Source organism: Ruegeria sp. HKCCD3925, from assembly GCF_057221175.1.
In genome coordinates this window covers 97,163-122,600 of sequence record NZ_JBWVBI010000008.1, presented here as the reverse complement: position 1 = coordinate 122,600, position 25,438 = coordinate 97,163, and the positions used below count along the sequence as shown (strand labels likewise).

General features: G+C 57.8%; 25 protein-coding genes. 15 read left to right on the top strand and 10 right to left on the bottom strand.

Annotated features, from left to right (window positions below; genetic code table 11):
- Nucleotides 1-21: 21 nt before the first annotated feature.
- Complete coding sequence (locus tag AC2TEM_RS18470; RefSeq protein ID WP_170425870.1) at nucleotides 22-1,545, bottom strand: DUF2125 domain-containing protein; 1,524 nt, start codon at nucleotides 1,543-1,545, stop codon at nucleotides 22-24.
- A gap of 132 nt (nucleotides 1,546-1,677) precedes the next feature.
- Between AC2TEM_RS18470 and AC2TEM_RS18465 the strand changes: the two genes are divergently transcribed.
- From AC2TEM_RS18465 to AC2TEM_RS18455, 3 genes are read left to right on the top strand one after another with little or no spacing between them, the layout of a single operon-like run.
- The gene (locus AC2TEM_RS18465; RefSeq protein WP_170425868.1) at nucleotides 1,678-2,427 is read left to right on the top strand and encodes an SDR family oxidoreductase; all 750 of its coding nucleotides are present in this window, start codon (nucleotides 1,678-1,680) and stop codon (nucleotides 2,425-2,427) included.
- Nucleotides 2,424-3,032, top strand: a complete 609-nt coding sequence (locus tag AC2TEM_RS18460) for an enoyl-CoA hydratase/isomerase family protein (RefSeq protein WP_170425866.1) — start codon at nucleotides 2,424-2,426, stop codon at nucleotides 3,030-3,032. The genes AC2TEM_RS18465 and AC2TEM_RS18460 overlap by 4 nt, the downstream gene beginning before the upstream one ends.
- On the top strand, nucleotides 3,029-3,766 hold the full coding sequence (locus tag AC2TEM_RS18455; protein ID WP_170425864.1) for a VOC family protein: 738 nt from the start codon (nucleotides 3,029-3,031) through the stop codon (nucleotides 3,764-3,766). The genes AC2TEM_RS18460 and AC2TEM_RS18455 overlap by 4 nt, the downstream gene beginning before the upstream one ends.
- Here AC2TEM_RS18455 and AC2TEM_RS18450 read toward each other — a convergent pair whose 3' ends face one another.
- A complete protein-coding gene (locus tag AC2TEM_RS18450) occupies nucleotides 3,767-4,063 on the bottom strand; it encodes an HNH endonuclease (RefSeq protein WP_170406707.1) in 297 nt (98 codons plus the stop codon). It abuts the gene before it with no gap.
- A 44-nt stretch (nucleotides 4,064-4,107) separates the two neighbouring features.
- Between AC2TEM_RS18450 and AC2TEM_RS18445 the strand changes: the two genes are divergently transcribed.
- A complete protein-coding gene (locus AC2TEM_RS18445) occupies nucleotides 4,108-5,286 on the top strand; it encodes a TIGR03862 family flavoprotein (RefSeq protein WP_170609202.1) in 1,179 nt (392 codons plus the stop codon).
- 3 nt (nucleotides 5,287-5,289) lie between these two features.
- On the opposite strand, the gene holA is transcribed toward AC2TEM_RS18445, so the two are convergent.
- From holA to AC2TEM_RS18425, 4 genes are all read right to left on the bottom strand, one after another.
- A complete protein-coding gene (holA, locus tag AC2TEM_RS18440; RefSeq protein ID WP_170425860.1) occupies nucleotides 5,290-6,318 on the bottom strand; it encodes a DNA polymerase III subunit delta in 1,029 nt (342 codons plus the stop codon).
- Nucleotides 6,315-6,806, bottom strand: a complete 492-nt coding sequence (gene lptE, locus AC2TEM_RS18435; RefSeq protein WP_170398890.1) for an LPS assembly lipoprotein LptE — start codon at nucleotides 6,804-6,806, stop codon at nucleotides 6,315-6,317. The genes holA and lptE overlap by 4 nt, the downstream gene beginning before the upstream one ends.
- A complete protein-coding gene (leuS, locus tag AC2TEM_RS18430; protein ID WP_170425858.1) occupies nucleotides 6,793-9,345 on the bottom strand; it encodes a leucine--tRNA ligase in 2,553 nt (850 codons plus the stop codon). Before leuS ends, lptE begins: the two co-directional genes overlap by 14 nt.
- Nucleotides 9,346-9,417: 72 nt before the next feature.
- Nucleotides 9,418-9,900 (bottom strand): DUF3576 domain-containing protein, encoded by a 483-nt coding sequence (locus AC2TEM_RS18425; RefSeq protein WP_170398884.1) that lies wholly within the window; start codon nucleotides 9,898-9,900, stop codon nucleotides 9,418-9,420.
- Between the two features lie 278 nt (nucleotides 9,901-10,178).
- Between AC2TEM_RS18425 and AC2TEM_RS18420 the strand changes: the two genes are divergently transcribed.
- A complete protein-coding gene (locus tag AC2TEM_RS18420; RefSeq protein ID WP_170398881.1) occupies nucleotides 10,179-11,186 on the top strand; it encodes a porin in 1,008 nt (335 codons plus the stop codon).
- A gap of 101 nt (nucleotides 11,187-11,287) precedes the next feature.
- Nucleotides 11,288-11,947, top strand: a complete 660-nt coding sequence (locus AC2TEM_RS18415) for a YggS family pyridoxal phosphate-dependent enzyme (protein ID WP_170398878.1) — start codon at nucleotides 11,288-11,290, stop codon at nucleotides 11,945-11,947.
- Here the strand turns inward: AC2TEM_RS18415 and AC2TEM_RS18410 are convergent.
- Both AC2TEM_RS18410 and ribA read right to left on the bottom strand, forming a co-directional pair.
- The gene (locus AC2TEM_RS18410; RefSeq protein WP_170406691.1) at nucleotides 11,931-12,431 is read right to left on the bottom strand and encodes a L,D-transpeptidase family protein; all 501 of its coding nucleotides are present in this window, start codon (nucleotides 12,429-12,431) and stop codon (nucleotides 11,931-11,933) included. The genes AC2TEM_RS18415 and AC2TEM_RS18410 overlap by 17 nt on opposite strands.
- Entirely contained in the window at nucleotides 12,428-13,522 is a 1,095-nt protein-coding gene (gene ribA, locus AC2TEM_RS18405) for a GTP cyclohydrolase II (RefSeq protein WP_170425856.1), read from the bottom strand. Before ribA ends, AC2TEM_RS18410 begins: the two co-directional genes overlap by 4 nt.
- Before the next feature lie 161 nt (nucleotides 13,523-13,683).
- On the opposite strand from ribA, the gene AC2TEM_RS18400 reads away from it, so the two are divergent.
- The 5 genes from AC2TEM_RS18400 to AC2TEM_RS18380 all read left to right on the top strand — a co-directional run bounded on the left by AC2TEM_RS18400 (nucleotide 13,684) and on the right by AC2TEM_RS18380 (nucleotide 17,333).
- On the top strand, nucleotides 13,684-14,370 hold the full coding sequence (locus tag AC2TEM_RS18400) for a response regulator transcription factor (protein WP_170398869.1): 687 nt from the start codon (nucleotides 13,684-13,686) through the stop codon (nucleotides 14,368-14,370).
- Nucleotides 14,371-14,688: 318 nt separating this feature from the next.
- On the top strand, nucleotides 14,689-15,477 hold the full coding sequence (locus AC2TEM_RS18395) for an exodeoxyribonuclease III (RefSeq protein WP_170425855.1): 789 nt from the start codon (nucleotides 14,689-14,691) through the stop codon (nucleotides 15,475-15,477).
- 87 nt (nucleotides 15,478-15,564) lie between these two features.
- Nucleotides 15,565-16,482, top strand: coding sequence for a thioredoxin family protein (locus AC2TEM_RS18390; RefSeq protein ID WP_170425852.1), 918 nt, complete (start codon nucleotides 15,565-15,567; stop codon nucleotides 16,480-16,482).
- Between the two features lie 27 nt (nucleotides 16,483-16,509).
- On the top strand, nucleotides 16,510-17,151 hold the full coding sequence (locus AC2TEM_RS18385; protein ID WP_170398861.1) for an LON peptidase substrate-binding domain-containing protein: 642 nt from the start codon (nucleotides 16,510-16,512) through the stop codon (nucleotides 17,149-17,151).
- Complete coding sequence (locus AC2TEM_RS18380; RefSeq protein WP_170398842.1) at nucleotides 17,148-17,333, top strand: Trm112 family protein; 186 nt, start codon at nucleotides 17,148-17,150, stop codon at nucleotides 17,331-17,333. Before AC2TEM_RS18385 ends, AC2TEM_RS18380 begins: the two co-directional genes overlap by 4 nt.
- On the opposite strand, the gene AC2TEM_RS18375 is transcribed toward AC2TEM_RS18380, so the two are convergent.
- The gene (locus AC2TEM_RS18375) at nucleotides 17,330-18,556 is read right to left on the bottom strand and encodes an FAD-dependent monooxygenase (protein ID WP_170425850.1); all 1,227 of its coding nucleotides are present in this window, start codon (nucleotides 18,554-18,556) and stop codon (nucleotides 17,330-17,332) included. The genes AC2TEM_RS18380 and AC2TEM_RS18375 overlap by 4 nt on opposite strands.
- A gap of 88 nt (nucleotides 18,557-18,644) precedes the next feature.
- Between AC2TEM_RS18375 and AC2TEM_RS18370 the strand changes: the two genes are divergently transcribed.
- The 4 genes from AC2TEM_RS18370 to AC2TEM_RS18355 all read left to right on the top strand — a co-directional run bounded on the left by AC2TEM_RS18370 (nucleotide 18,645) and on the right by AC2TEM_RS18355 (nucleotide 24,832).
- Entirely contained in the window at nucleotides 18,645-19,973 is a 1,329-nt protein-coding gene (locus AC2TEM_RS18370) for an amidase family protein (protein ID WP_170425848.1), read from the top strand.
- 108 nt (nucleotides 19,974-20,081) lie between these two features.
- Nucleotides 20,082-21,263 carry an aminotransferase class I/II-fold pyridoxal phosphate-dependent enzyme gene (locus AC2TEM_RS18365; RefSeq protein ID WP_170425846.1) on the top strand — a complete coding sequence of 394 codons (1,182 nt, stop codon included), beginning with the start codon at nucleotides 20,082-20,084 and terminating at the stop codon, nucleotides 21,261-21,263.
- 14 nt (nucleotides 21,264-21,277) lie between these two features.
- Nucleotides 21,278-24,196: a DNA translocase FtsK gene (locus AC2TEM_RS18360; RefSeq protein WP_170425844.1), complete on the top strand. Its 2,919-nt coding sequence runs from the start codon at nucleotides 21,278-21,280 to the stop codon at nucleotides 24,194-24,196.
- A 39-nt stretch (nucleotides 24,197-24,235) separates the two neighbouring features.
- Nucleotides 24,236-24,832, top strand: coding sequence for a LolA family protein (locus AC2TEM_RS18355; RefSeq protein ID WP_170398828.1), 597 nt, complete (start codon nucleotides 24,236-24,238; stop codon nucleotides 24,830-24,832).
- 15 nt (nucleotides 24,833-24,847) lie between these two features.
- Here the strand turns inward: AC2TEM_RS18355 and AC2TEM_RS18350 are convergent, their stop codons facing one another.
- A complete protein-coding gene (locus AC2TEM_RS18350; RefSeq protein ID WP_170425842.1) occupies nucleotides 24,848-25,429 on the bottom strand; it encodes a transglycosylase SLT domain-containing protein in 582 nt (193 codons plus the stop codon).
- Nucleotides 25,430-25,438 lie beyond the last annotated feature (9 nt).

The window sequence follows — 25,438 nt, the reverse complement described above, 5'->3', positions numbered from 1 at the left end:
CGGCCTTTCCCGATTTGTTTGTCACTTGATACGCTGACCGTTGGCCAGAATCTGTCCATCCTCGGTAAACTCGATTTTCGAGTTCAACGTGTCCGGTTCTTCGCCCGGAACAGCCATCAGACCCATCATCATACGCGCGCCCAGCGCGTCGTTTTCCGACACAAAGCCCATGCCGATCAGCTTGTCCAGCAGAGCGTTGGCCCCAACAAGTTTCAAGTTGGCAACACCCGACGGGGCAGGCAGGCCATCAAACTCTTCCGTGTTGGAGTTGTCGAACGCAAAGTCGCCATCACCGCTCAATTGGGCTCCGACCAATGATACGAGAAGCTTGTTGATCTTCAGCGAATGCAGTTCGCCCGGAACGATATCAGATGTCTCAAGCTCTTCGACGGCTTCCGGGTCCATGAAATCGACCAGAACTTTGGCGGTGCCGGTTGCATCCAACGCGATGGTCGCCGGATCGCGCGGCAGCGCACTAGCAGGGTCGAACATGCTCCACAACACGTCGGACATGGTGAAATCCGTCAGGTTCATGCCAAATCCAAATGGCTGGATTTCTTCCGAGGCCTGCACCGGAAGCTCGAATTTCAGCCCTGCATTTGCCATCGCGATTTCGATTGGAAAAGGCAGATCCGACGTGGTGACGGCTAGTTTGGTGCTGTTCTGCGCAAGATCGTAGACAAGGCGCTGTGCATCGATGCTGCCGGTAAAGCTGCCTCCTTCGGAACTGCTGCTGAGCGAGAATGGCTCACCCTCGGCAGTGCCTGCCATTTCGGTGCTGCCCGAGGCGTATGTGAATGTACCTGAAGCGGCAAATCCGGCCTTGTAGATGTCTTCAATGTTGGCGACATCCATACCGGGTGGGATGATTGTATCGCCATCAAATTTCAAACCATCTAATTTACCGCTGATCCGGCCCGTGTCTTCATTTTCGGGCTCGTTGAAGGCCACATCATAGGACAGGCTGCTGGCCGTGAACTGCTGCGCGATATCGCGCATCTCGCCGATCTGCATCTGCGATGTGCCTGCGATTTCGTTCATCTGAACGTTCAAGGCAAACAAGTCGCTAGATACGGTTTCGCCATCAAACTCCATCGAGTCCATCGACAGAGTCAGGCTGTTCGCCGTATAGTCATATGTCATGTTTTCGGGGGTACCCGAAACGACCATTTCCAAGGCGTCGTGAGCGTACATCAGATCAGCCGAAAATGTCTCGCCCTCGGCTTCACCCGAAATTGTCATCGGGAAGCTGGCAGGGAAGCCGATATTGACTGTACCGTCGCCATTTTCGGTCAACGTCATCTCGGGGATGACCATGTCGAAGGTACCTTCGGTGTCCGGAATGGCCATGGCCATCGTCATGTTCGCGATGGTGGTGACGTTGCCGGAAACGCTCTGATCGCCAGTGACGTCATAGCCCATGCCGCCCAGATAAGCCTGCCAATCGGCCCAGACATCATTGGCGGTAACATCTGCAAACGCGCCGTTGGTTGCAACAGCATAGGCCAAAGCTGCACCGCAGCTACGGCGAAGGAAAACAGTCATAATAGAACCCTTCTTGATCAATTTGCCGGCATGGTCGTGCCTGTAGCGGCCAGCGTCAAGGGGGAAGGGGTGGACCAATTCCCCATTTGCAGGGTACGAGTTAAGACAATTTCAAATGCAGGGATTTAAACGATGCATATGCAAGGGAAAACGGTACTGATCACAGGGGCAAGCCGAGGCATCGGAGCGGAAGCCGGGCGCGTTTTTGCCGCAGCTGGGGCCAATGTGGCCTTGGTCGCACGCAGCCGCGATCAGATTGACGCTCTGGCTGCGGCATTGGGTGAAAATGCCATGGCGCTGGCCTGCGACGTCAGCGATTTTTCCCAGGTCGAACAGACAGTTGCCGATTGCATCGACCGGTTCGGCAAGCTGGATGTGCTAATCGGGAACGCGGGCGTCATTGATCCGATCTTTCATCTTTCGAATGCCGACACCCGGGCCTGGAGCCAAGCAATCGACATCAACTTGAAGGGAGTCTTTTACGGAATGCGTGCCGTCCTGCCCATCATGCGGGCAGCAGGCGGCGGGACCGTTCTGACAGTCTCGTCCGGTGCCGCGTCGAACCCGGTCGAAGCCTGGAGCCACTATTGCGCATCAAAAGCCGGGGCCAAGATGCTGACCGAATGCCTGCATCTGGAAGAGGCGCATCACGGTATTCGCGCAATGGGCCTGTCCCCGGGAACTGTGGCCACAGATATGCAGCGGGTGATCAAGGCCAGCGGAATCAATCCAGTAAGTCAGCTGGATTGGGACGATCACATCCCCGCAGACTGGCCCGCGCGGGCGTTGATGTGGATGTGCTCGGCGGATGCGGATGAGTTCTTGGGGACCGAAATATCGCTTCGCAACGAAGTCATCCGAAAAAGGGTCGGGCTGACGTGATCGAACTGACACAGGATAATGGGCTGTGGACCGTCACGTTGAACAATCCGGATAAGGCCAATGCGCTGACCTCAGCGATGCTTAGCGAATTGGTACGCATCGCAGAGGCGGCAACCGAGGCACGTGCATTGATCCTGACGGGGGCGGGCCGGGTCTTCAGTGCGGGCGCCGATCTTGAAGAAGCGCGGGCGGGCCTTGCGACATCCGATCTTTGGGAGAGGTTGTCGGGTGCCATTGCCGCCTTGCCCTGCCTGACGGTGGCCGCGCTCAACGGCACTTTGGCCGGTGGAGCCAACGGTATGGTGCTGGCCTGTGACCTGCGTATCGCAGTGCCTTCGGCCAAGTTCTTTTACCCGGTCATGAAGCTGGGATTCTTGCCGCAGCCCTCGGATCCCAAGCGGATGGCAGAGTTGATCGGTCCGGCCAGAACCCGGCTTATACTGATGGCTGGACAGAAGATTTCTGCAGAAGAAGCCTATAGCTTTGGGCTGGTTGATCGGGTGGTTGAGCCCGAACATTTGATACCAACTGCACAAGAACTTGTAGCCGACAGCCTGTCCGCAGATCCGTCGGTTGCTGCGGGCATAGCCGGATTGTGCCCATGAGGTTGGCCGCGCTCCGATTGCGGGTGGAGGACCCGGATGCGTTGGCGGCGTTTTATCGTGATGCGCTTGGCATGTCTGTCAGGGTTGAAGGCGCCAATCGTCGTCTTGGATATTCCGGTCAGGATGCCGATCTGTTGCTGATGCCTGGCGGCGGGGGCTACCGCCATGATCCGGGGCAGCGGTATTGGAAGATCGGGATCACGTTGCCGGATGTTGATCTTGCCGCAGAACACCTGCGCCAGAAGGGTACCCCGGTCAGCGCGCCGCGGCAGTTTCTGGATATCGGCTATATGTGCCATCTGAATGACCCCGAAGGGTTTGCCATTGAACTGCTGCAGCAGGATTTCGAGGGCAACCGGCCCGAAAATGCCGCCAGCGCGGACGCCCCATTTGCCAAGGCCTGTATTGGTCAGATCACTTTGCGAACCGGTGATATCGCTGCCGAAGATGCGTTTTGCCGATCCATGGGACTGTCTTTGCTGTCTCTGCAGGATGTCGAACCTCACGGGTTCGATCTTCATTTCTATGCGTTCACCGCAGAGGAGCCTCCCAACCCCGATCTCTGGGCGGTTGAGAATCGCGAATGGCTGTGGAAGCGTACTTATACCACGTTGGAATACCAACACATCCCAAATGCCCGGTTTGCACCGGTGCCGGACTATCTCGGGATCGAAATTGAAGGGCTGGCTGACCCGCAAAAGGATGCATTCGGCGATCCCTGGCTTCCTGCCTGATCATCGCCCGCGTCGTTTGCCCGGCACTTTTGAGCGAAACCCCGGCGGGCGTTTGCGCACCCAATTCAGGAACTTCTCAAGCCTCGGATGTTTGCGCAGTGCATCGACAGTGTGGAAGTCACGCGCCAGTTCGGCCTCGGTCAGTGTCGCGTGGATCTCTTTGTGGCATATCTGATGCAATAAAACGGTGGGCCCGCCCTTGCCTCCCTTAAGCTTTGGGATCAGATGGTGCAGGCTTCCACCACCTTCGGGGATCGGACGGTTGCAGAGCGGGCAGATCGGATCGGAATTTGCCATGACCTAACTTCGCGCTGATGCGTGTACAGGGCAAGAGGGACACAATGGCGCAATCCATGGTTATCGGGGCAGGACCAGCGGGGCTAATGGCCGCCGAACAGCTTGCCGCCGCCGGGCACGAGGTTGTAGTGGCCGAAGCCAAGCCGTCTGTCGCGCGTAAATTCCTGATGGCGGGGAAGTCCGGCCTGAACCTGACCAAGGATGAGCCTTTTGACATGCTTATGGGCGCATACGGGGATGCAAAGGATTGGTTGCATCCGATGATACAAGCGTTTGACGCACAGGCGGTGAAGGCTTGGGCCGGTGATCTTGGGCAAGAGATGTTCACGGGCTCTACCGGGCGCGTGTTTCCGAAAGTCATGAAGGCCTCACCCTTGCTGCGGGCTTGGCTGGCCAGATTGGATCAGGCCGGTGTTCAGATCAGGACACGCTGGCGCTGGCAGGGATGGCAAGGTGGGGCTTTGGCTTTTGACACGCCAGATGGCATGCAGTTTTGCTCGCCCGGCGCGACGGTTTTGGCATTGGGGGGTGCCAGCTGGGCGCGGTTGGGTTCGGATGGGGCTTGGGCCCAATGGCTTGCAGACAGCGGAGTTGATCTAACACCGTTTGCACCGGCTAACGCCGCTCTGTCAGTCGATTGGAGCCCCTATATGCAGCCACATTTTGGCGCGGCGCTCAAGTCGGTGCGGTGGATGGCGGGCGATCTGGATAGCCGTGGTGAGGCCACTATTTCCGCAAAAGGCCTGGAAGGTGGCGGTATGTATGCCCTGACCCCTGCGCTGCGGATGGGGGCGCCGCTGTTTGTTGATCTGGTCCCGGATGTGACGGCTGAAGGGATGCAGGCGCGATTGGACGCGAAGAAATCAAAGGCAACGCTTTCGCATTGGTTGAAGAATGGTCTGCGTCTGTCTCCGCAAAAGATCGCTTTGTTCCACGAAATGACTAAGGGCCGCGCATTGAAGCAAACGCAATGGATCGGTGCGCTGAAAAACCTGCCCATCAGGTATGCTGGGCTACGCCCGATGGATGAGGCGATCTCAACCGCTGGCGGGGTAGCATCGGGTGCCGTGGACAGCGGTTTGATGCTGACTGCATGTCCGGGCGTTTTTTGCGCGGGCGAGATGCTGGATTGGGAAGCCCCGACCGGTGGTTATCTTCTGACCGCCTGTCTGGCGACGGGACGTTGGGCCGGTCAGTCGGCGGCAACGTGGTTGGCGCGCTAGGCCTTAACCCGATCGGGCCAGCATCGCCAGTCGGATCATTGCACGCTCTACCAGTGCCATCGCAGGTGCGGTTTGACCTGCCGAGCGCAAGGATAGGTCCGTATCTGTAAGGACGGTTAAAGCGGTCTGCAGCTTGGGCGCCCCCCATCCCTGAGCTTGCCTCAGGATCCGGTCACGTCGTTTGCCATAGACCGGAGGGCGCAGCTTGCCGATTCCCTGCGCCGCGCCTTCAGGGTCGGATGCGCAGGCATAGAGCGTTCGGAAATGCCGCGTCGCCCCAATACACAAGGTGACCCCGTTGGTGCCCTGCGCCTGCAGGCGTCGGATAAGGGGGCCGATTTCCTGTGCCCGGCCTTCGGCAACGACGTTCAATACATCATCCAGCGCCGCCTCGGTCGACCGCGGCGCACAGGCTTCAATGTCTTCAATCGTCAGTTCACCGGCGTCACCGCGTTTGTAAAGCGACAGTTTCTCAACTGATTGAGTGAAATCACCAGGGCTGAGCGCCATTGCAAGTTCGCTAAGCGCCGACATCGAATCGCGCGGAATATTCTTCAATCCGGCTTGCGCCAGAATGCGCTCCACCTCGGCGCGCGAGGGCGGGTCATCGTAGATGCCAACAGCGTATGCGGCAGGGTTCGCTTCGAATGCTTTGCGGATTTTCGAGCTGGGTTTGAGCTGCCCGGCCGTCACGATGATCTGTGCATCGCCATGATCCCAGTCTTCAAGGGCTGTGAGAATCGCAGGCGCTGCGACATCGGTGGCGTCTTCAACAAACACCGCGCGGGGACCGGGGAAAAATCCGACAGCCTTGACCGCGTCCAGCAACAGGGCCGGATCGCTGCGTAGATCGCTTCCGGGAATGCGGGTCAGGCGCATTTCCTCTTCGGCGCCAGGTCCCAGCAAAGCCGCCAGCACCTGTTGACGCTTCAACGCAACGCGCATCGCGTCCGCCCCGTAGATCAGCAATCCGGCTTTGTCCGCGTCCGGCTTGGCAAAATAGCCTTCAGCCTCGCGCGGGCTCAACTTCATGTGGACAGGCCCGGTGTGGCGTAAAGGCGATTTACGATCTGATCGGCCAGAATCACCATCAAGCGCTCGGTCGCGTCGCGTTCATCTGCCAGTGTAGACACGGTCGAGCCTGCAGCAGAATAACCGACAAATTCGGTAACGTTGCCCGAGGCGATGATTTGCCCGGTCGCATTGGATTTCAGCGCGTAAGTCGCATTCCCGTCGATCGTATAGCGATTGGTTTCATTCGCTGTGGTAATCGAGGCCCTGCGGGTGACCGTCGAAACCCCCACATCCAGCTTGTATTCGTTGCCCGAGGTCGCGCTTCGACCTAATTTACGTTCCAGGTTTTGGACCAGCAGAAAGCTTTCGACCGTATTTGGTGCGGACACCTCGACCTTGCCATCCAAGGCCGAGCCTGATCCTCCGGGCGCATAAACCGGCTCGAACCCGCAAGCGGCGAGCGCCAGCGGCATCAATAACAGGGTTCTACGATCAAACGACGACATTAACGATCCGGCCCGGAACAACGATCACTTTCTTCGGTGCAGCGCCATCCAGCGCCTTTTGCACAGCTTCGGTGCTGAGGGCGATTTTTTCAACCTCTGCTTTATCCAGATCTTTGGCTACGCTGATCTCGGCCCGACGCTTGCCGTTGATCTGAATCGGCAGGGTTATGGTGTCATCGATCAGCATCGTCTCATCCGCGATGGGCCAAGGCGCGGTTGCAACCAGGCCTTCGCCGCCCAGCATCTGCCAAAGTTCTTCGGACAAGTGTGGCGTCATCGGCGACATCAGCTGCGCTAGTGTCTTGGCTGCCTCGCGCTTGACTGCAGAGCCCGCTTTGGATTTGGCAAGCGCGTTGGTGAATGCATAAAGCTTTGCGATAGATGCGTTAAAGCCAAAGGATTCGACCCCGCCCGATACGTCATGAATGGCTTTGTGCATCTCACGTAGCAGCGTTTCGTCATCTGCAGTGGCCGCCAGATCCGATTCTGCGATTTCTGCGGCGATGCGGTGCACGCGGCTGAGATGTTTGAACGCGGCTTCGGCGCCCGACGCGGTCCATTCCACGTCGCGCTCAGGTGGGGAGTCGGACAGAACAAACCAGCGCGCAGTATCCGCACCAAAGGCCGAGATGATGCTGACCGGATCGACGACGTTCTTTTTCGACTTGGACATTTTGGCTGAGGGGATGATTTCAACCACGGTGCCGTCGGTCAGTTTGCCGTCGGTCACGTCCTCGGGCAGGTGATAGACCGGGCGACCGTTGGCGTCGCGTGTCTGATAAATTTCATGAGTCACCATGCCTTGAGTGAACAGCGCGTTGAACGGCTCAATCGCTTTCTTTGGCAAATGACCAGTGATGTTCATCGCTCTCGCAAAGAAGCGCGAGTAGAGCAGGTGCAGAATCGCGTGCTCAATGCCGCCGATATATTGGTCGACATTCATCCAATACTCGGCTTCGGCAAGATCGGTGGGTTTGTCTGCGCGCGGGGCGGTGAAACGGGCGAAGTACCACGACGAATCGACAAACGTGTCCATCGTGTCAGTTTCCCGCTTGGCTGGAGCGCCGCAGGAAGGGCAAGGGGTGTCGCGCCAGCTGGGATGGCGGTCCAGCGGGTTGCCGGGGATCGAAAAATCTATGGGTTTGCCGTTGCCGTCATCATAAGGCAGCTCGATCGGTAGATTATCTTTCTTCTCGGGGACCGTGCCGCATTGATCACAATGCACAACAGGAATCGGGCAGCCCCAATAGCGCTGGCGGCTGAGCCCCCAATCGCGCAGGCGGTATTTGGTAACACCTTCACCCCAACCGGCCTTTTCGGCGAAATCAACGGTGGCATTGATGGCCTCTTCACCCGTTGCCTCGGTGAGACCCGCAAAATGATTCACCCAGCGGACTTTCTCGGTTTTCGGTGGAACAAACGCGATCTTGTCGACCGGAGTGTCATCATCCAGTGCAAAGAATGTGTCGACCACAGGCAGGCCGTATTTGCGACAGAAATCGAGGTCACGTTGATCATGAGCTGGGCAGGCAAAAATGGCGCCGGTGCCATAGTCCATCAGGATAAAGTTGGCGATCCAGACCGGCAGCTCCCAGCTGGGGTCGAGTGGATGTTTTACACGTATGCCGGTGTCATAACCCAGCTTTTCGGCGGTTTCGATCGCCTCTTCGGTGGTGCCGCCCTTGCGGCATTCGGCAACGAATTCAGCGACTTTCGGGTTTTCTGCCTCAAGCTGCTTGGCAATCGGATGATCGGGCGAGATGCCAACAAACGACGCGCCCATCAGCGTATCGGGCCGTGTCGTGTAGACGGTGATCGGCTCACCTCCATCGGTGCGTTCGAACCCGAATTGCAGGCCACGGGACTTGCCGATCCAGTTCTCTTGCATCAGGCGTACCTTGGCGGGCCAGTTATCCAGCGTATCCAGCGCGTCGAGCAGTTCCTCGGAATAATCGGAAATCTTGAAAAACCACTGAGTCAACTCGCGACGCTCAACCAAGGCGCCTGAACGCCAGCCACGGCCGTTTTCTACCTGTTCATTGGCCAAAACAGTCATATCGACTGGGTCCCAGTTCACCACGGCGTTCTTGCGATAGACCAGACCGGCCTCGAGCATATCCAGGAACAAAGCCTGCTGCTGGCCGTAGTATTCCGGATCACAGGTGGCGAATTCACGAGACCAGTCGATCGACAGGCCCAGCGGCTTCATCTGTCCGCGCATGTCGGCTATATTGCCGTAGGTCCAATCTTTGGGGTGGCCACCACTGGCCATTGCGGCGTTTTCCGCAGGCATCCCGAACGCGTCCCAGCCCATCGGGTGCAGCACGTTATGACCGGTTGCGAGCTTGTGGCGGGCGATCACATCTCCCATCGTGTAGTTGCGTACATGCCCCATGTGGATACGGCCAGACGGGTAGGGGAACATCTCAAGCACATAGTATTTCGGCTTGTCCGCCTTGTGATTGGCGATGAAGATTCCGGCCTTGTCCCAGGCCTCCTGCCATTTTGCTTCGATTTCGTTGGCCGAGTAGCGCGACATCATGCGGTCCTTCGTGAATGAAAACGCCGGGTAGGAACCCGGCGTGGTAATAGTGTGATTTTTGTCGGGTTTCTAGAACTTGTTGTCCGCAATGCGTAGCTGACGCGCGCGAGACAGGATCGCATCTTCGACGGCGCGCGACGTTGCAGCGCTGACCGGAGAACCGCCACTGGTCTGAAGAGCTACGGACAAAGAACGCGCTTCCAAAGCGGGATCACTGATGTGAACTGTCGCGCGATAGGAACGCCCGCCGCCGGGCGGTGTGCCATAACCCGTTACGATCACTCCGGTAAACGGATCGACCTCTTGGATCGGCAAGAAATTCAGTACATCCAGCGATGCGGCCCACAGATAGCGATTTACCTGAGTGACCTGCTCTGAGGTGTTCGGGCCAAATACGTCCCAGATCGTCGAACGATTCGGGTCATTCAGTTCGCGTTCCTCTGTCGAGCTGCCATCAGCGGTCAACACACTTGCATCGCCAGGCGGTGGCCCTCCGCAGGCTGATAAGGCAGCCGTTACCATGATCAAACCTGGAATCGTAATACGGCGCATCGTTGGAAGGTCCCGTGTCACTTGTTTTGCTCTGTCGAGTGATACTCCTAGACAAGGACCCGTACAGCAACAACCCTATTCTTTTATGATCGACTCGCGCGAACCGCACGATCCGTTGAATTCGACTGTGGCATCCTTGCACCAATTTGGGCCGAATGACGTCTTTGCGTTTATGCCAAGCTTGCGCAACGGGGGCAAAAAAAGCGAAACGGTGTCCGTGCTGAGACGCGTGCTTTGCATGTGTCGAGTAGAAAATCTTTGAAACCGAGGGAAACAAGATGAAAAAAGTTCTCTTCGCAACGACCGCACTGATTGCAACCGCAAGTGTTGCAGCGGCCGAAGTAAAGTTCAGCGGTTACGGCCGCTTTGGTCTGGGATACCTGGAAGACCGTACAGGTACCGTTGACGCAATTGGTGGTGGTGAAGCGACCGGCGTAGAAACCGACGAAACCATCCTGGTCTCGCGCTTCCGTCTGAACATCGACGGAATCGTTGAAACTGACGGTGGCGTTCGCTTTGAAGGCCGTGTTCGTCTGCAGGCAGACGAAGATGCCGGCAACGGCGAAGCAAACTCCGCTGGCCTGAACGGCGCACGCTTCTCGGTCATCTTCGGTGGTCTGCGTGTTGACGCCGGTAACGTAGCCGGTTCGTTCGACAACTTGGCAAACTACTACGGTAACGAGCCTGGCCTGGAAAGCTTCATTGGTCAGTACTCGGGCGTCGACTATGACTTCCTGGCGTACTCGTCGACCGGTTCGGGCGCAAACGCTGTGTTCTTCCAGTACGCAGTTGGCGACTTCGCCTTCGGCGCGTCGTATGACCAGCGCACATTTGCTGACGAAGCTGTTGCGGGTGCGGACACTGATGATGCAGACCGCTGGGACATCAGCGCGACCTACACCTTCGGTAACGTGACTGCCGCTCTGGCCTACGGTCAGACCAGCGGTCTGGGCGATGCCGACAAGCAGAGCCTGACCGTTCTGACCCTGGGTGCAGAATTCGGTGACTTCTCCGGTACTCTGTTCGTCGCAGACGATGACGTTGCAAACGATGACCGCAACGGCACCGCATACGGTCTGTCGGCAGCCTACAACCTGGGCGCGGCAACCACTCTGACCTTCGCTTACGGTGACGGTTCGGCAGACGACGATCTGCAGCAGTACGGCATCGGTGCCATCTACGACCTGGGTGGCGGTGCATCGCTGCGCGGTGGTATCGGCAACCAGAAGCGTGGCGACGGCGACAGCCAGCTGCGTGCCGACTTTGGTGCTCAGTTCAACTTCTAAGTTGGTCTGAACCACAAGGTTCAAGGGCAGGTCTTCGGACCTGCCCTTTTCTTTTGCCGCAACATGGTGTTTTGCTGCTGCAAACGCAGAATGAGGAACCCATGTCGCTGCAAGAAATCACCGATCGAATAGCCAAAGCTGAATCTGCGGAAGGACGCGCCGAAGGCTCGGTGCAATTAATTGCGGTTTCCAAGGTGCAACCTAACGACCGGGTCGAAGCCGTGTTGAAACAGGGCCACCGGTGTTTCGGAGAAAACCGTGTGCAGGAAGCCGCTGGCAAATGGCCTGCATTTCGCGAGAGTTTTCCGGACATCGATCTGCATCTGATCGGTCCATTGCAAACAAACAAGGCACGGCAGGCGATTGATCTTTGCAATGCCATCCATTCAGTTGATCGACCAAAGCTCGCCAAAACATTGGCGCGATTGGCACAAGAAATGGGTAAGTGCCCCGATCTTTTTATACAGATCAACACAGGCGAAGAGGATCAGAAGGCCGGTACTCTCCCACAAGATGCTGATGCGTTCATTGCAGAATGCCGCGGCATGGACCTGCCCGTCCGAGGTTTGATGTGCATTCCACCGGTTGAAGAGGAGCCCGCGCTGCACTTCGCGCTATTAGCAAAAATCGCCGAGCGGAATGGGCTGGAGGGTTTGTCGATGGGAATGAGCAGTGATTTTGAATCGGCAATCGCCTTGGGTGCCACACACGTCCGTATTGGGTCTGCCATATTCGGGGCGCGGGTTAAGCCTCAGGGATGATCAGCCGTGTGCCCGGCGTGATTTTTTGGGCAATCCAACGTAGGTGGTCGCGCCTGAATGCGATGCAGCCTTCGGTCGGAAACCGTGGGCGTCGCCATTGATGCAGGAAGATGGCCGATCCCCGGCTGGGTTCTGAATTGGGATAGTTCCAATCGGTTATCAAGATCAGGTCATAAAGCGGATCTGGGCGACGCAGTTTTTCGTGACTGAAATCATGAGGCGCCCGCACCAAATGGTTATACGCATCGTCCTCTACGTCGTCTGACCATAAATCGCGCGGTCCGATCGGTCGTGCCCAATGCGCCGGCCGTGGCATTCGGTCTGCGCGATAGAGCATACCCACAATGTGATGCACACCTGTTGGTGTTGTTCCGTCACCTTCCTGCTTGGTTGGGCTCAAGCCCCCTTTGCCTATAGCGCAGGGGAACAGGTGCCCGAGAAACCGAATGCCACGTGGTGTAAGAACCAGATCGCTTGGTGTCACAGCAGGTGGCCTGACTTTGCCGCTTTGGTCGCCAGATACGCGCGGTTGAAATCTGTTTCACCTACTTTCAACGGAACACGTTCGGTGACGGCGATACCTGTGCGTTCCATCATCGCGATTTTTGCAGGGTTGTTGGTCAGCAGACGGACCGAATTGAAGCCCAGCGATTTCAGGATATCCGAGCCGAGCCTGAAATCCCGTTCATCGTCTTCGAATCCAAGCCGGTGATTGGCCTCGACTGTGTCAAATCCCTGATCCTGAAGAAAATAGGCGCGCATTTTGTTGGCGAGCCCGATCCCACGTCCTTCCTGATTCAGATATAGCAGGACACCCGCACCCTCGTCCCCCATCTGGGCCAAGGCCCCGCGCAGTTGCGGGCCACAGTCACATTTCAGGCTGCCCATGAGATCGCCAGTAAAACAGGCCGAATGCAGCCGCGCGAGGACGGGCTTGTCGCGGTCGGGGCGACCGATTTCAACCGCGTAGTGTTCCTCTCCACCATCTTCGGGGCGGAATACATGCAGGCGCCCGGCCTCCGACACTTCCATCGGCAGGCGTGCGGCGACGACAGGGTGCAGAGCACTGCGATCTGTCAGATGTGGCGCGGCCCGGGCATGGTCAATGCAGGTCAGACCATGATCTGCCGCAAATTCGCGCCCGTCTTGAATAGGGGCGACGACGGCGGCCGGGAGCAAGTGCGCCGACTTGGCCAACGCAATAGCGATCCGGTGCAGATTTGCGCTGCCTTGCCGTTCGGTCATCAGCGGGCCCTTCATCGGGGCGTTCAGATCATCGGACGGGTCGGCCACCGCCTGCACCCAGCTCAGCCCAGCATCCGCCGGGATCATGACGCGAGCAAGATCGCCGTCATATGCACGCGCTTTAAGTGTTTCAGCGCGCCGAACCGTGATGGCGACAACGGGATCCCCGCCCAAGCCGCGCAAATCGGCCAACCTTTGCGGGCTCAGGGTCTCGGTGGCGAATGCGAGTACTCCAAATCCCAGTTCGTCGGTCAGAACAACGGGAACACCCATACGCAGGTCAGCCCGCGCCCGTGCCAGCAATTCGGTGATGTCGGGAGTGAGACTCATGCAGTTTACCTTGAAACGATCAGACCCTGTCCTACCCCGATCACTGGAAAATGTGAAACATTTCCTCGGCGTCAGACACGAGGGCGTGAGACGACTGCAGTAAATCTTGCTGATTGCATTCTTCATACGCAAGTGATGGAAAAGGCTTAGGAGGACCGTACATGGCTCAGCTCAAGAAAATCCTGCTGGTGGATGACGACGAAGACCTGCGCGAAGCGCTCAGCGAGCAACTTGTCATGACCGAAGACTTTGACGTGTTCGAGGCGTCCGATGGCGCGTCGGCAATGGAACGCGCGCGCGAAGCAATATACGATCTGGTGATTCTGGATGTCGGCCTGCCGGATACCGATGGCCGTGAGCTGTGTCGCCTGATGCGCAAGCAGGGCGTCAAAAGCCCGGTGCTGATGCTGACTGGGCACGACAGCGATGCTGACACGATCCTGGGCCTTGATGCTGGCGCTAATGATTATGTCAGCAAGCCTTTTAAATTTCCGGTTCTTCTGGCCCGGATTCGGGCCCAACTGCGCCAGCATGAACAATCCGAGGATGCGGTCTTTGTTCTGGGGCCCTACACCTTCAAACCGGCCATGAAGATGCTGATGACCGAAGATGATCGCAAGATCCGCCTGACCGAGAAAGAGACTAACATTCTCAAGTTCCTCTATCGATCAACTGACGGCGTCGTTGCACGTGATGTTCTTTTGCATGAGGTCTGGGGTTATAACGCAGGCGTTACAACGCACACGCTTGAAACCCATATCTATCGTCTGCGTCAGAAGATTGAACCCGACCCGTCGAATGCGCGCCTTTTGGTCACAGAATCGGGCGGATATCGCCTTGTTGCTTGACTAATGGTGGATTGACTTGGATCAAAGTGATACTCTGTAGGTATCTTTAGATTACTCCCAACCCGCGCATGTCCGGGTTATGACATGCACCTCCCTGTTGGACTGCCGGGCCTGATGGCCCGGCTTTTTTTGTAGGGTGCAACTGTATCGTGCAGGGCGATATCGGCACCGGGCATCCGATTTCATTCAATGAAATCGGACCGGAAACTTTGCAAGTTTCCGTCACCGCCGGGTCAGGCAACATTGCTTTGTTTTTCGATGGCACCTCGCTTGGCGCCGCGCTAACCTGCGGCAACTTCGACAAAGGAACCCCCGGATATGCCCTTCACCCTTGCCACATGGAACATCAATTCGGTCCGCCTGCGCGAGCCTATCGTTCTGAAATTGCTGCAGGAAGAGGCCCCGGATGTGCTGTGTCTACAGGAATGCAAATCGCCGGTCGACAAAATCCCGACCGAAGGGTTCGCCGAGCTGGGCTATACGCATATGATTGCGCGGGGCCAGAAGGGGTATAACGGCGTCGCCATACTGTCGCGCCTTCCGCTTGAGGAAGTAGGGGATAAGGATTTCGCGGGTCTGGGTCATGCGCGACACATTGCGGGGCGGTTGGAGAATGGCGTAACCATTCATAATTTCTATGTCCCCGCTGGGGGCGACGTGCCGGATCGCGAAGTGAACGAGAAGTTTGGCCAAAAGCTGGATTACCTCGCTGACATGCGCGATTGGTTCCATGCGGAAAAGCCGAAAAAGTCCATTCTGGTGGGCGATCTGAATATTGCGCCCCGCGAAGATGATGTCTGGTCGCACAAGCAGTTGCTGAAGGTGGTTTCACATACGCCGATCGAGGTTGAAACGCTGGCCGAGACTCAGGATGCAGGTGGCTGGGTCGATATCACCCGGCAGGATATTCCCGAGGGCCAGCTATACAGCTGGTGGTCTTATCGGGCACGAGATTGGGATGCCGCCGACAAGGGACGCAGGCTGGATCATGTCTGGGCTACGCCCGATATCTCGAACGCGGGTCATTCCAGCCGCATTCTGCGCGACGCGCGCGGATGGGAAAAACCCAGTGATCATGCCCCGGTATTTGCCACGTTTGACGTCTGACCGAAGCAAATTCGCCGAACTCTCCCCTTGGTTTCTGCCGCATTGGACTGCATATAGGGCGCAAGTTCGAACCAGAGAGTATAAGCCATGGACCTTCTGAACGGCGCAGGCAGCCCCCAAGCCACTGATCTGATTAAAGACGGGACCGAGGCCACCTTCATGGCCGATGTGGTCGAAGCCTCACAAGAGGCGCCGATCATCGTTGACTTCTGGGCGCCTTGGTGCGGCCCCTGCAAAACGCTGGGCCCGGCGTTGGAAGAGGCCGTGACCGCTGCCAAGGGTGCGGTCAAGATGGTCAAGATCAACGTGGACGAAGCGCAGATGATTGCAGGACAACTGCGCATCCAGTCGATTCCGATGGTCTATGCATTTCACAAAGGCCAACCGATCGACGGGTTTCAGGGCGCTTTGCCAGGGTCCGAGATCAAGGCCTTCATAGATCGTGTGATCGAAGCCGCGGGCGGTGAAAGCCCGGGTGGTCAACTAGATGATGCTGTGCAAGCTGCCGAAGAAATGTTGACCGAGGGGGCCGCTGTAGACGCGGCACAGACTTTTGCCGCCATACTGGGTGAAGACCCCAATCACGCTGCCGCTTATGGCGGGTTGGTGCGCGCGCATATTGCATCGGGGGATCTGGATCAGGCTGAGGCGATCCTCAATGGCGCTCCTGCCGAGATTTCCACTTCACCAGAGGTTGAAGCGGCCCATGCGCAACTGGAATTGGCCAAGCAGGCTGCAGATGCTGGTCCGGTAGGTGAGTTGACTGCAACAGTTGAGGCCGAGCCAGACAACCATCAAGCCCGTTTCGATCTGGCGCAGGCCCTGCATGCCAATGGCGATGTCGAAGAGGCAGTGGCTCAACTGTTGGAATTGTTCCGCCGCGATCGCGAGTGGAATGATGGGGCAGCAAAGGCGCAGCTCTTCACAATTTTCGATGCGCTCAAGCCCAATGACCCGATTGTTCTGAACGGGCGGCGCAAGCTCAGCTCGATGATATTTGCCTAATCCCCGATCAGAACTAAACTCGGGTACATGATGCATCCTGCCGATTTGCCGGAAACGGTATCCGTTTTCCCTTTGCCCGGAGCGCTGCTGCTGCCACGGTCTCGCCTGCCGCTGCATATTTTTGAGCCGCGCTACCTACAGATGCTGGACGACGCGCTGAAAACGCAAGAACGCCTGATCGGGATGGTGCAACCGAATACCTGTCAGGGGGACGAAACTAAGTTGCACCAGATTGGATGCGCTGGACGGGTCACCCAGTTTTCCGAGACCGAAGACGGCAGGTATCTGATTACGCTGACGGGAATCTCTCGGTTCAGGGTCAAATCAGAGTTGGACAGTTTCACCCCGTATCGCCGGGTTTCGGTGTCTTGGGACGGGTTTGACCGTGATCTGGGCAAGGCCGAGGTAGATGACGGTTTTGATCGGAACAGGTTCCTGCGGCTGTTGGAACGGTTTTTTTCGTCCCGTCAGTTGTCCACCGATTGGGACACAATGAAAGATGCCGATGATGAGCTTTTGGTCAATTCCCTGTCCATGATGCTGGAATTTGACCCGGAGGAAAAGCAGGCTTTGCTTGAGGCCCCTTGCTTACGCACCCGGCGCGAAACCTTGGTGACATTAATTGAATTCGCCATGCGCGGCGGATCGAATGAGGAAAAACTGCAATGAGCGATACCGAACACGCCTTTGACCGCCATATGCTTGAGGCGTTGATTTGTCCGCAGACCCACACGACGCTGCACTATGATGCCGAACGGCAAGAGCTGGTGTCAAAAGCCGCCGCTCTGGCCTTTCCAATCCGCAACGGTATTCCAGTGATGCTAGTGGATGAGGCCCGAGAGCTGGACTAGATCGGGTGGCCCTGCAGCAGTTTCGGCAGGTCTCCGGTCAGACCTGCAGCCTCGCGCACGAAACCTCGGCGCAGCCCGGGCAGCGATCCGACGATACCCATTCCAATATCCCGACCTATGCGGAGCAGGGGATTATCGTTCGAAAACAGCTTGTTGAACACATCAGTCGCCATCGCAAGCGAGGCTGTGTCGAACCGGCGCCACTCTTGATAGCGCTCCAGCACAAGCGTTGATCCGATATCCTCGCCACGTCGTCCCGCAAGGGTCAGAACCTCGGCCAATGCACCTACATCACGCAGACCTGCGTTCAGGCCTTGCCCGGCGATAGGGTGCATGCCATGGGCGGCGTCTCCGACCAAAGCCAACCGGTCCGAGATGAAGGAATTGGCGATGGTCAGGTTCAACGGGTATGTGAACCGGTCACCCTGCAGGCGGATATCCCCCAGGAAATCACCAAAGCGCGGGCGCAGAACTTGTAGGTAATCTGCCTCGGGCAGCGCATTGATCTGCGCGGACGTATCAGTGCGTTCGCTCCAGACGATGGAACTGCGGTTCCCGGTCAGCGGCAGAATCGCCAACGGGCCGGGGGGCATGAAGAACTGATGGGCGATACCGTGATGCGGTAGCTCGTGTTCAATGGCGCAGACCAGAGCGGTCTGGCCATAGTCCCAGCCGGTTCGCTTGATTCCGGCGCGCATAGCGGTCCCGCTGCGGCGGCCATCGCAACCCACCAGAAGGCTGCCGGACAAGGTGGACCCGTCATCCAGTGTAAGTGTTGCCCCGTTTGCCGAGATGTCCTGAGACACGACCGTTTTGCCGCTGATTTCGGTAATCCCGTCTTGTTCGGTCATGGCCTCCAGAAAAGCCCGCCGCAGGTGGCGATCTTCGACCATATAGCCCATCGGGCCTTCTTCGATCTCGGCATGGTCGAAATGCATAAAGAACGGGGAAGGTCCGGCACCGGCATGACCATCCGTTACTTTGATCTCCAGCATAGGCTGGGCGTGCTTTTCCACCTTTTTCCAAACGCCTATCGCGTCGAGCAGACGTTGCGACGCCAATGCAAGCGCATAAGCGCGCCCGTCGAAGGCCGCATTCTTGCGCACTTTCTCTGCCAGAGCGTCAACAACCACGACTGAATGCCCGGTCTGGGCCAGCGCCAGCGCAAGGGCAGGGCCGTTCAGGCCACCACCAACGATCAGGATATCGGATCTGTGTTCCATGTGCTGCAATATGCGCGCCCTTTCGGGATTGTCCATGTGCGGTCCTGTCGCTACCGTCCGATCACGGAATTACTCGGGAGGGGACCGGATGCAAGACTGGCTGACCATGACGGCATGTGATTTGGGCCGTGGTATCGGAATGGGGCAGATCGATCCGGTTGAACTGACAGAAACTTATCTGAGCGCGATTGACGCCCATCCACATCGCGATCGGATCTATGCCCGGGTGACCCACGATCGCGCCCGCGCCGAGGCCCTTGCGGCGCAAGAGCGGGCCAAGCTTGGCCTGCGGCGGTCTTTGTTGGATGGCGTCCCGATCAGCTGGAAAGACCTGTTTGACACGGCAGGCGTAGGGACCGAGGCCGGTTCGGCCCTGTTGGAAGGCCGCGTGCCCGAATCCGATGCGCAGGTAGTGCGGAACGCGACCGCGATGGGTACGGTCTGTCTGGGTAAAACGCATATGAGCGAATTGGCGTTCTCGGGTTTGGGTCTAAACCCTGTGACGGCTACGCCTCCATGCGTGAATGACGAAGAGGCCGTACCCGGAGGTTCGTCCTCAGGGGCAGGGGCCTCGGTGGCGTGGGGGCTTGCTGCAGGCGGCGTTGGCTCGGACACGGGTGGATCGGTGCGGATTCCCTCGGCCTGGAACGATCTGGTGGGGCTGAAAACCACGGCGGGGCGCGTTAGCCTTGAGGGCGTCGTGCCGCTGTGTCTGAAATTCGATACCGTTGGGCCGCTGGCGCGATCAGTTGAGGACGCCGCACATATGCTTGCCGCGCTTGAGGGCACCGCCCCGGCTGATCTGCGCGGGGCGTCATTGATCGGTCGCCGCTTTGCTGATTTGCAGAACGTCGCCAAGGACGATCTGCGCGAAGCTCCAGCCAACGCCTATGATGATGCGCTGGCGCGCCTGAAAGAGGCCGGGGCCGAGATCGTTCCGCTTGACGTGCCTGAGCTGAACGAAGCGATGAGCCTGTCGGGCGTGCTTTATACAACCGAAGCCTACGGCTTGTGGCGTGATGTGATCGAAGCGAACCCCGAGGCGATGTATCCCGAAATCCTTGAACGGTTCCGAATGGGCAAGGCCTATTCCGGCCCCGATTACGTGGCCGCTTGGTCGAAACTAACCGCTTGTCGACAGGCTTGGGATGCGGCCACTGCGGGCTTTGATGCCGTGCTTGCGCCGACGGCCCCGATCCTACCGCCCAATCTCGACCGGTTGATGAATGATCATGACTACTATGTTACCGAAAATCTCTTGGCTCTCCGCAACACCCGGATCGGCAATCTGATGGGGCTTGCGGCACTGACTTTGCCCACGGGAACACCCGGTTGCGGGCTGATGATGTTGGGCTATCCGGGGTCGGAAGAGGCCTTGTTACGGCTCGGGTCAGCAGCCGAAAGCGCTTTGACCTGAATGCCACAATCCCCTGATTCGGCACCTCTTTGTCTGGACGAAGCCCGGGTCGATCTGTAATCTGCCATAAAACGGGGCGCAAAATGACCCCGAAATTGAGGCAGTATCATGAATTTCCCCGAGCGGTTTTCGAACCTACCGGAATACGCATTTCCGCGTCTACGCGCCCTGTTGGATCATCATCAGCCGGGTGGTGAAGTCGTTCACATGACCATTGGCGAGCCCAAGCATGATTTCCCATCTTGGGTGACCGACGTGATCATGGAAAACGCCGCCGGGTTTCAGGGCTATCCCCCGAACGAAGGCTCACCTGAATTGCGCGCAGCGATCACGGGTTGGATCAACCGCCGCTATGGTGTGTCGATGGATGCAGATGCCAATGTGATGGCACTGAACGGCACGCGCGAGGGTCTGTACAATGCCGCAATGGCGTTGTGCCCTGAGAAGAAGAACGGACAGCAGCCAATCATCCTGTGCCCGAACCCGTTTTATCAGGTTTACATGGTCGCCTCGATTTCGGTCGGCGCGCAGCCCTATTTTGTACCTGCAACCGCTGCGACCGGCCATCTACCGGACTATGCAGGCCTGCCCGAAGAGATTCTGAACCGCACTGCAGTGGCTTATATCTGCTCACCCGCGAACCCTCAGGGGGCGGTCGCCTCGCGCGATTACTGGGTCGAGCTGATTCAATTGGCTGAAAAGTACGATTTCCGCATCTTTGCCGATGAATGCTATTCCGAAATCTACCGCGACGCCGCGCCGGTTGGCGCGCTGACCGTTGCGCAGGAACTGGGTGCTGACCCCGAACGTGTCACGCTGTTCAACTCTCTGTCCAAGCGGTCGAACTTGGCCGGGCTGCGGTCGGGGCTGATCGCAGGTGGACCTGAAACAATCAGCCGTGTCAAACTGTTGCGCAGCTATGCGGGTGCCCCTTTGCCCGCCCCGCTGCAGGCCGCCGCCGCCAAGGTTTGGGCGGATGAAGCGCATGTGCAGGAAAACCGCGCGCTGTATCAGGAGAAATACGCCGTCGCGGATGAGGTTTTCGCAGGCGTACAGGGCTACATGCCGCCCGAGGCCGGGTTCTTCCTGTGGCTACCCGTCGAAAACGGCGAAGAAACCGCATTGAAGCTTTGGCAGGAAACCGGCGTACGGGTTCTGCCGGGCGCATATCTTTCTCAAGGTGATCCGGGGCAAAACCCGGGCGAGCAATTTATCCGGGTCGCGATGGTGGCCCCAAAAACAGAGATGAAGCGCGGGCTGATTACACTCCGCGACTGCATCTATTCGTGAGGTACGAGGGCAAAATGGCATCATATAACGCGCGAAACCGTGACCCGCTGCTGGACAGCAACACGCAAGCCGCCATTGAACGGCGTAGCAAAGAACTGATCGGGATCGCTTTGATCCTGTTGGGGTTGGCCGCTGCAGCGATGATCTGGTCCTATACGCCCGATGATCCAAACTGGATGGTTTCGACCGATGCGCCTGTGCAAAACTGGATGGGGCGCGTCGGGGCCTCAATCGCCGCACCGTTGTTTATGATCGTAGGCTGGGGCAGCTTGGGCGTTGCTCTCGTTCTGATCACATGGGGTGTGCGCTTTGCGGGTCATTTAGGTGAAGACCGTGCCATTGCCCGCCTGATTTTTGCGCCGATCTGGATCGCCGTTCTGGCTGTCTATGCAGCGACTCTGGTACCGGGTGCTGAATGGCGGGCGACGCACAGCTATGGCTTGGGCGGTCTATTCGGCGATACAGTGATGGGCGCGATTTTGACTTTGTTGCCGATCTCATCGCATTTCCTGGTCAAGCTGATGTCGCTGGCGATGGCGGTCGGTATGCTGGCTCTGGGTGTATTCGTGTTGGGTTTCGGCAAAGCGGACGTTCGCAATGGCTTCCGGGCGTTTCTGTTGGGACTGGTCATGGCCTATGATCTGTTGATGAACGCGCTGGGACGCGGGGCATCGGCGACAGCGCGGGCAGCACGGGACCGGAAGGCCCAATGGGCCGAGCGCAAGGCCGAACGTGCAGTTCCGGTTCAGGCGGATTTTGACGACGACCTGGCCTACTCTGATCCGGTCTTTGAAGACCCTGAGGTTGAAGCGCAGGAACCTGTCGCCAAGACAGGCCTTCTGGCTCGGATGCCTTCCCTGATCCGTCGCCCTGACCCAATGCCCGAGCCTGAGTTGGTCGAAAACGTTGCGGTCGAAGGGTATTACGACATGCCGGGTGAGGATCGCATCCGGTCCAAGATTTCCGCCGCTGTACGCAATCGTAAAGTGGCCGCTGGTGTGCTAACGCCCGAACCCGATCCCAACTTGCCATTGACCAAAGGGCGGGGCAGGGGACCGGACCCGTTGATTTTGAACTCTGGCGCGGCAGGCGAGTTGCCGCCCGAACCCCCGATGACCTCTGCAGGTTTGCCACCCGAACCACCGCTGACAGCAGGATCTGATGTTGATGCGCTGGCGGCTGACTCCGAGGCTGATAATTGGATGCAGCAGGACTATGTTTCCGAACCGGACTATGATGATGAGACCGTGTTTGATGATGCCCCCGAACCCGCGCTCCAACCGAGACAGGCTGTCAAGATTCCTGTCGCTGAGCCGCGTAAACCTGTAGTAGCTCAACCGGTCCGACGCACTCCTCCGCCTTCGCGCAGGGCGCAAGCCGAAGCACAGCCGACACTTTCTTTCGAGGAACGGCATTCCGACTTCGAACTGCCACCGCTGGGCCTTCTGTCCAACCCTGCAAGCATCCAACGCCATCACCTAAGCGATGAAGCGCTCGAGGAAAATGCGCGGATGCTGGAAAACGTGCTGGATGACTACGGCGTCAAGGGTGAGATCGTCAGCGTCCGCCCCGGTCCGGTTGTGACCATGTACGAATTGGAGCCTGCACCGGGTTTAAAAGCCAGCCGTGTGATCGGTTTGGCTGACGATATCGCGCGCTCAATGTCGGCTTTGTCCGCGCGGGTTTCAACTCTACCGGGGCGCTCGGTTATTGGCATTGAACTGCCCAATGAAAACCGTGAGATGGTGGTGCTGCGCGAAATTCTCGCCAGTCGCGATTTCGGCGATGGTAACCATGCGCTGCCCTTGGCGTTAGGCAAGGATATCGGCGGTGAGTCCGTGGTGGCGAATTTGGCAAAAATGCCTCACCTCTTGATCGCTGGTACGACCGGTTCCGGTAAGTCGGTGGCAATCAATACGATGATCCTCTCGCTGCTTTATAAGCTAACGCCGGATGAGTGCCGCCTGATCATGATCGACCCCAAGATGCTGGAACTGTCGGTCTATGATGGTATCCCGCACCTGCTCTCGCCCGTTGTGACCGACCCGAAAAAGGCGGTTGTGGCCCTGAAATGGGTCGTGGGCGAGATGGAGGATCGCTATCGCAAAATGTCCAAAATGGGCGTGCGCAATATCGCGGGCTACAATGGCCGCGTGAAGGATGCGCTGTCCAAGGGCGAGATGTTCAGCCGCACGGTCCAGACCGGCTTTGACGATGAAACCGGCGAGCCAATGTTCGAGACCGAAGAATTCGCGCCCGAAGCAATGCCTTATATCGTTGTGATCGTCGACGAGATGGCTGACCTGATGATGGTCGCGGGCAAGGAGATCGAGGCCTGCATCCAGCGTCTGGCGCAGATGGCGCGGGCTTCGGGCATTCACCTGATCATGGCGACGCAGCGTCCCTCGGTCGATGTGATCACCGGGACGATCAAGGCGAACTTCCCAACGCGGATTTCGTTCCAGGTGACCTCGAAAGTCGACAGCCGCACCATTTTGGGCGAGATGGGTGCCGAGCAACTGCTTGGGCAGGGCGACATGCTGTATATGGCGGGCGGGGCGAAGATCACCCGTTGCCACGGTCCGTTTGTCTCGGATGAAGAGGTCGAAGAAATCGTCAACCACCTGAAACAGTTCGGTCCGCCGGCCTACATGAGCGGCGTGGTCGATGGCCCGGCTGAGGAAAAGGCTGACAATATCGACGCTGTTCTGGGCCTGAACACGGGTGGCAACACGAACGGAGAAGACGCCCTTTACGACCAGGCAGTGGCGATTGTGATCAAAGATCGCAAATGCTCGACGTCCTACATTCAGCGAAAACTTGCCATTGGCTACAACAAAGCTGCGCGGCTTGTTGAGCAGATGGAGGACGAAGGCGTTGTTTCCGGGGCAAATCACGTTGGAAAACGCGAAATCCTCGTCCCCGAGCAGTAAGATATTTAATAACAAGGGCAGAACGCCTATCTGGGTCCTATGAAACAGATTGCTTTTGCCCTTGCTCTGACACTGGCTGCGCCCGCCGCGTGGGCGGCTGAAAAGCTGCCACTGTCGCAAATCTCTAACTACCTGAACCAGATGAAGACGGTTCAGACCACATTCACGCAGGTGAATGATGACGGATCGCTTAGCACCGGTAAGCTGTGGCTCGAGAGGCCCGGAAAAATGCGGTTCGAATATGATCCGCCCAACAGCGCGGTAGTTTTGGCGCGGTCGGGGACGGTGCAGATCTTTGACCCGAAATCCAATCAGCCGCCCGAACAGTACCCGCTGAAACGCACACCGCTGTCACTGGTGTTGGCGCGGAATGTCAATCTGGGGCAAGCCAATATGGTTGTTGGGCACGATTTTGACGGGACCGCCACGGTTGTGACGGCTCAGGACCCCAAGAACCCGGAAAGCGGGCGGATCGAGTTAATGTTTACATCCAATCCGGTTGAGCTGCGCAAATGGGTGATCCACGATAACGCTGGAAGTCAAACGACCGTACTGCTGGGGCCGTTGACTGAAGGCGGAAACCTCGATTCCAGCGTGTTTTCAAGCAAAACCCGTATCAGGTCAGACGATCGCTGACCTGACAGGGTTTGTTTAGTAACGGCAGTTCGCCAGCTGCGCCTGATACAGTTGCGCTCGGGCGTCTACATCATTCGCAACGTTCAACAGCCAAGATTTGCTGTTGTAGCTGCCGCGCGCGTAGCCGGTTTGCCCTTCGTGATAGGCCAGGTATTGGTTACGCGCGTCGGTGGGATGAATCCCGTTCCGCTCATAGCTTTTGTTCATGTACCAGCCAATGAAATCCGATGCATCACGGATGCGATCCCGTTTGGCGCGGCGTTTGCCGGTTTCGCGCTGATACTGCTCCCACGTGCCATCAAGTGCCTGACCATAGCCGTAAGCACTGCTTTGGCGACCCATCGGGATGACGCCCAGCACGTATTTGTGCGGTGTGCGCGCATCTGCGCGATAACGGCTTTCTTGGTAAATCGTGGCCATCTGAACGTGAACGGGGACACCCCATTTGCGCTCGGTGCTTTTGAAGGCCTTGATATAATCGGGTTTTTCGCGCGCAATGCTGCACGCGTCATTCAGTCTGCTCGGTGGCTGTTTGGACCCGCCACCACAGGATGCCAAAAGCAGCACCCCGAAGAGTACGAAAAGAATTCTGCTCATGTGCCTCGT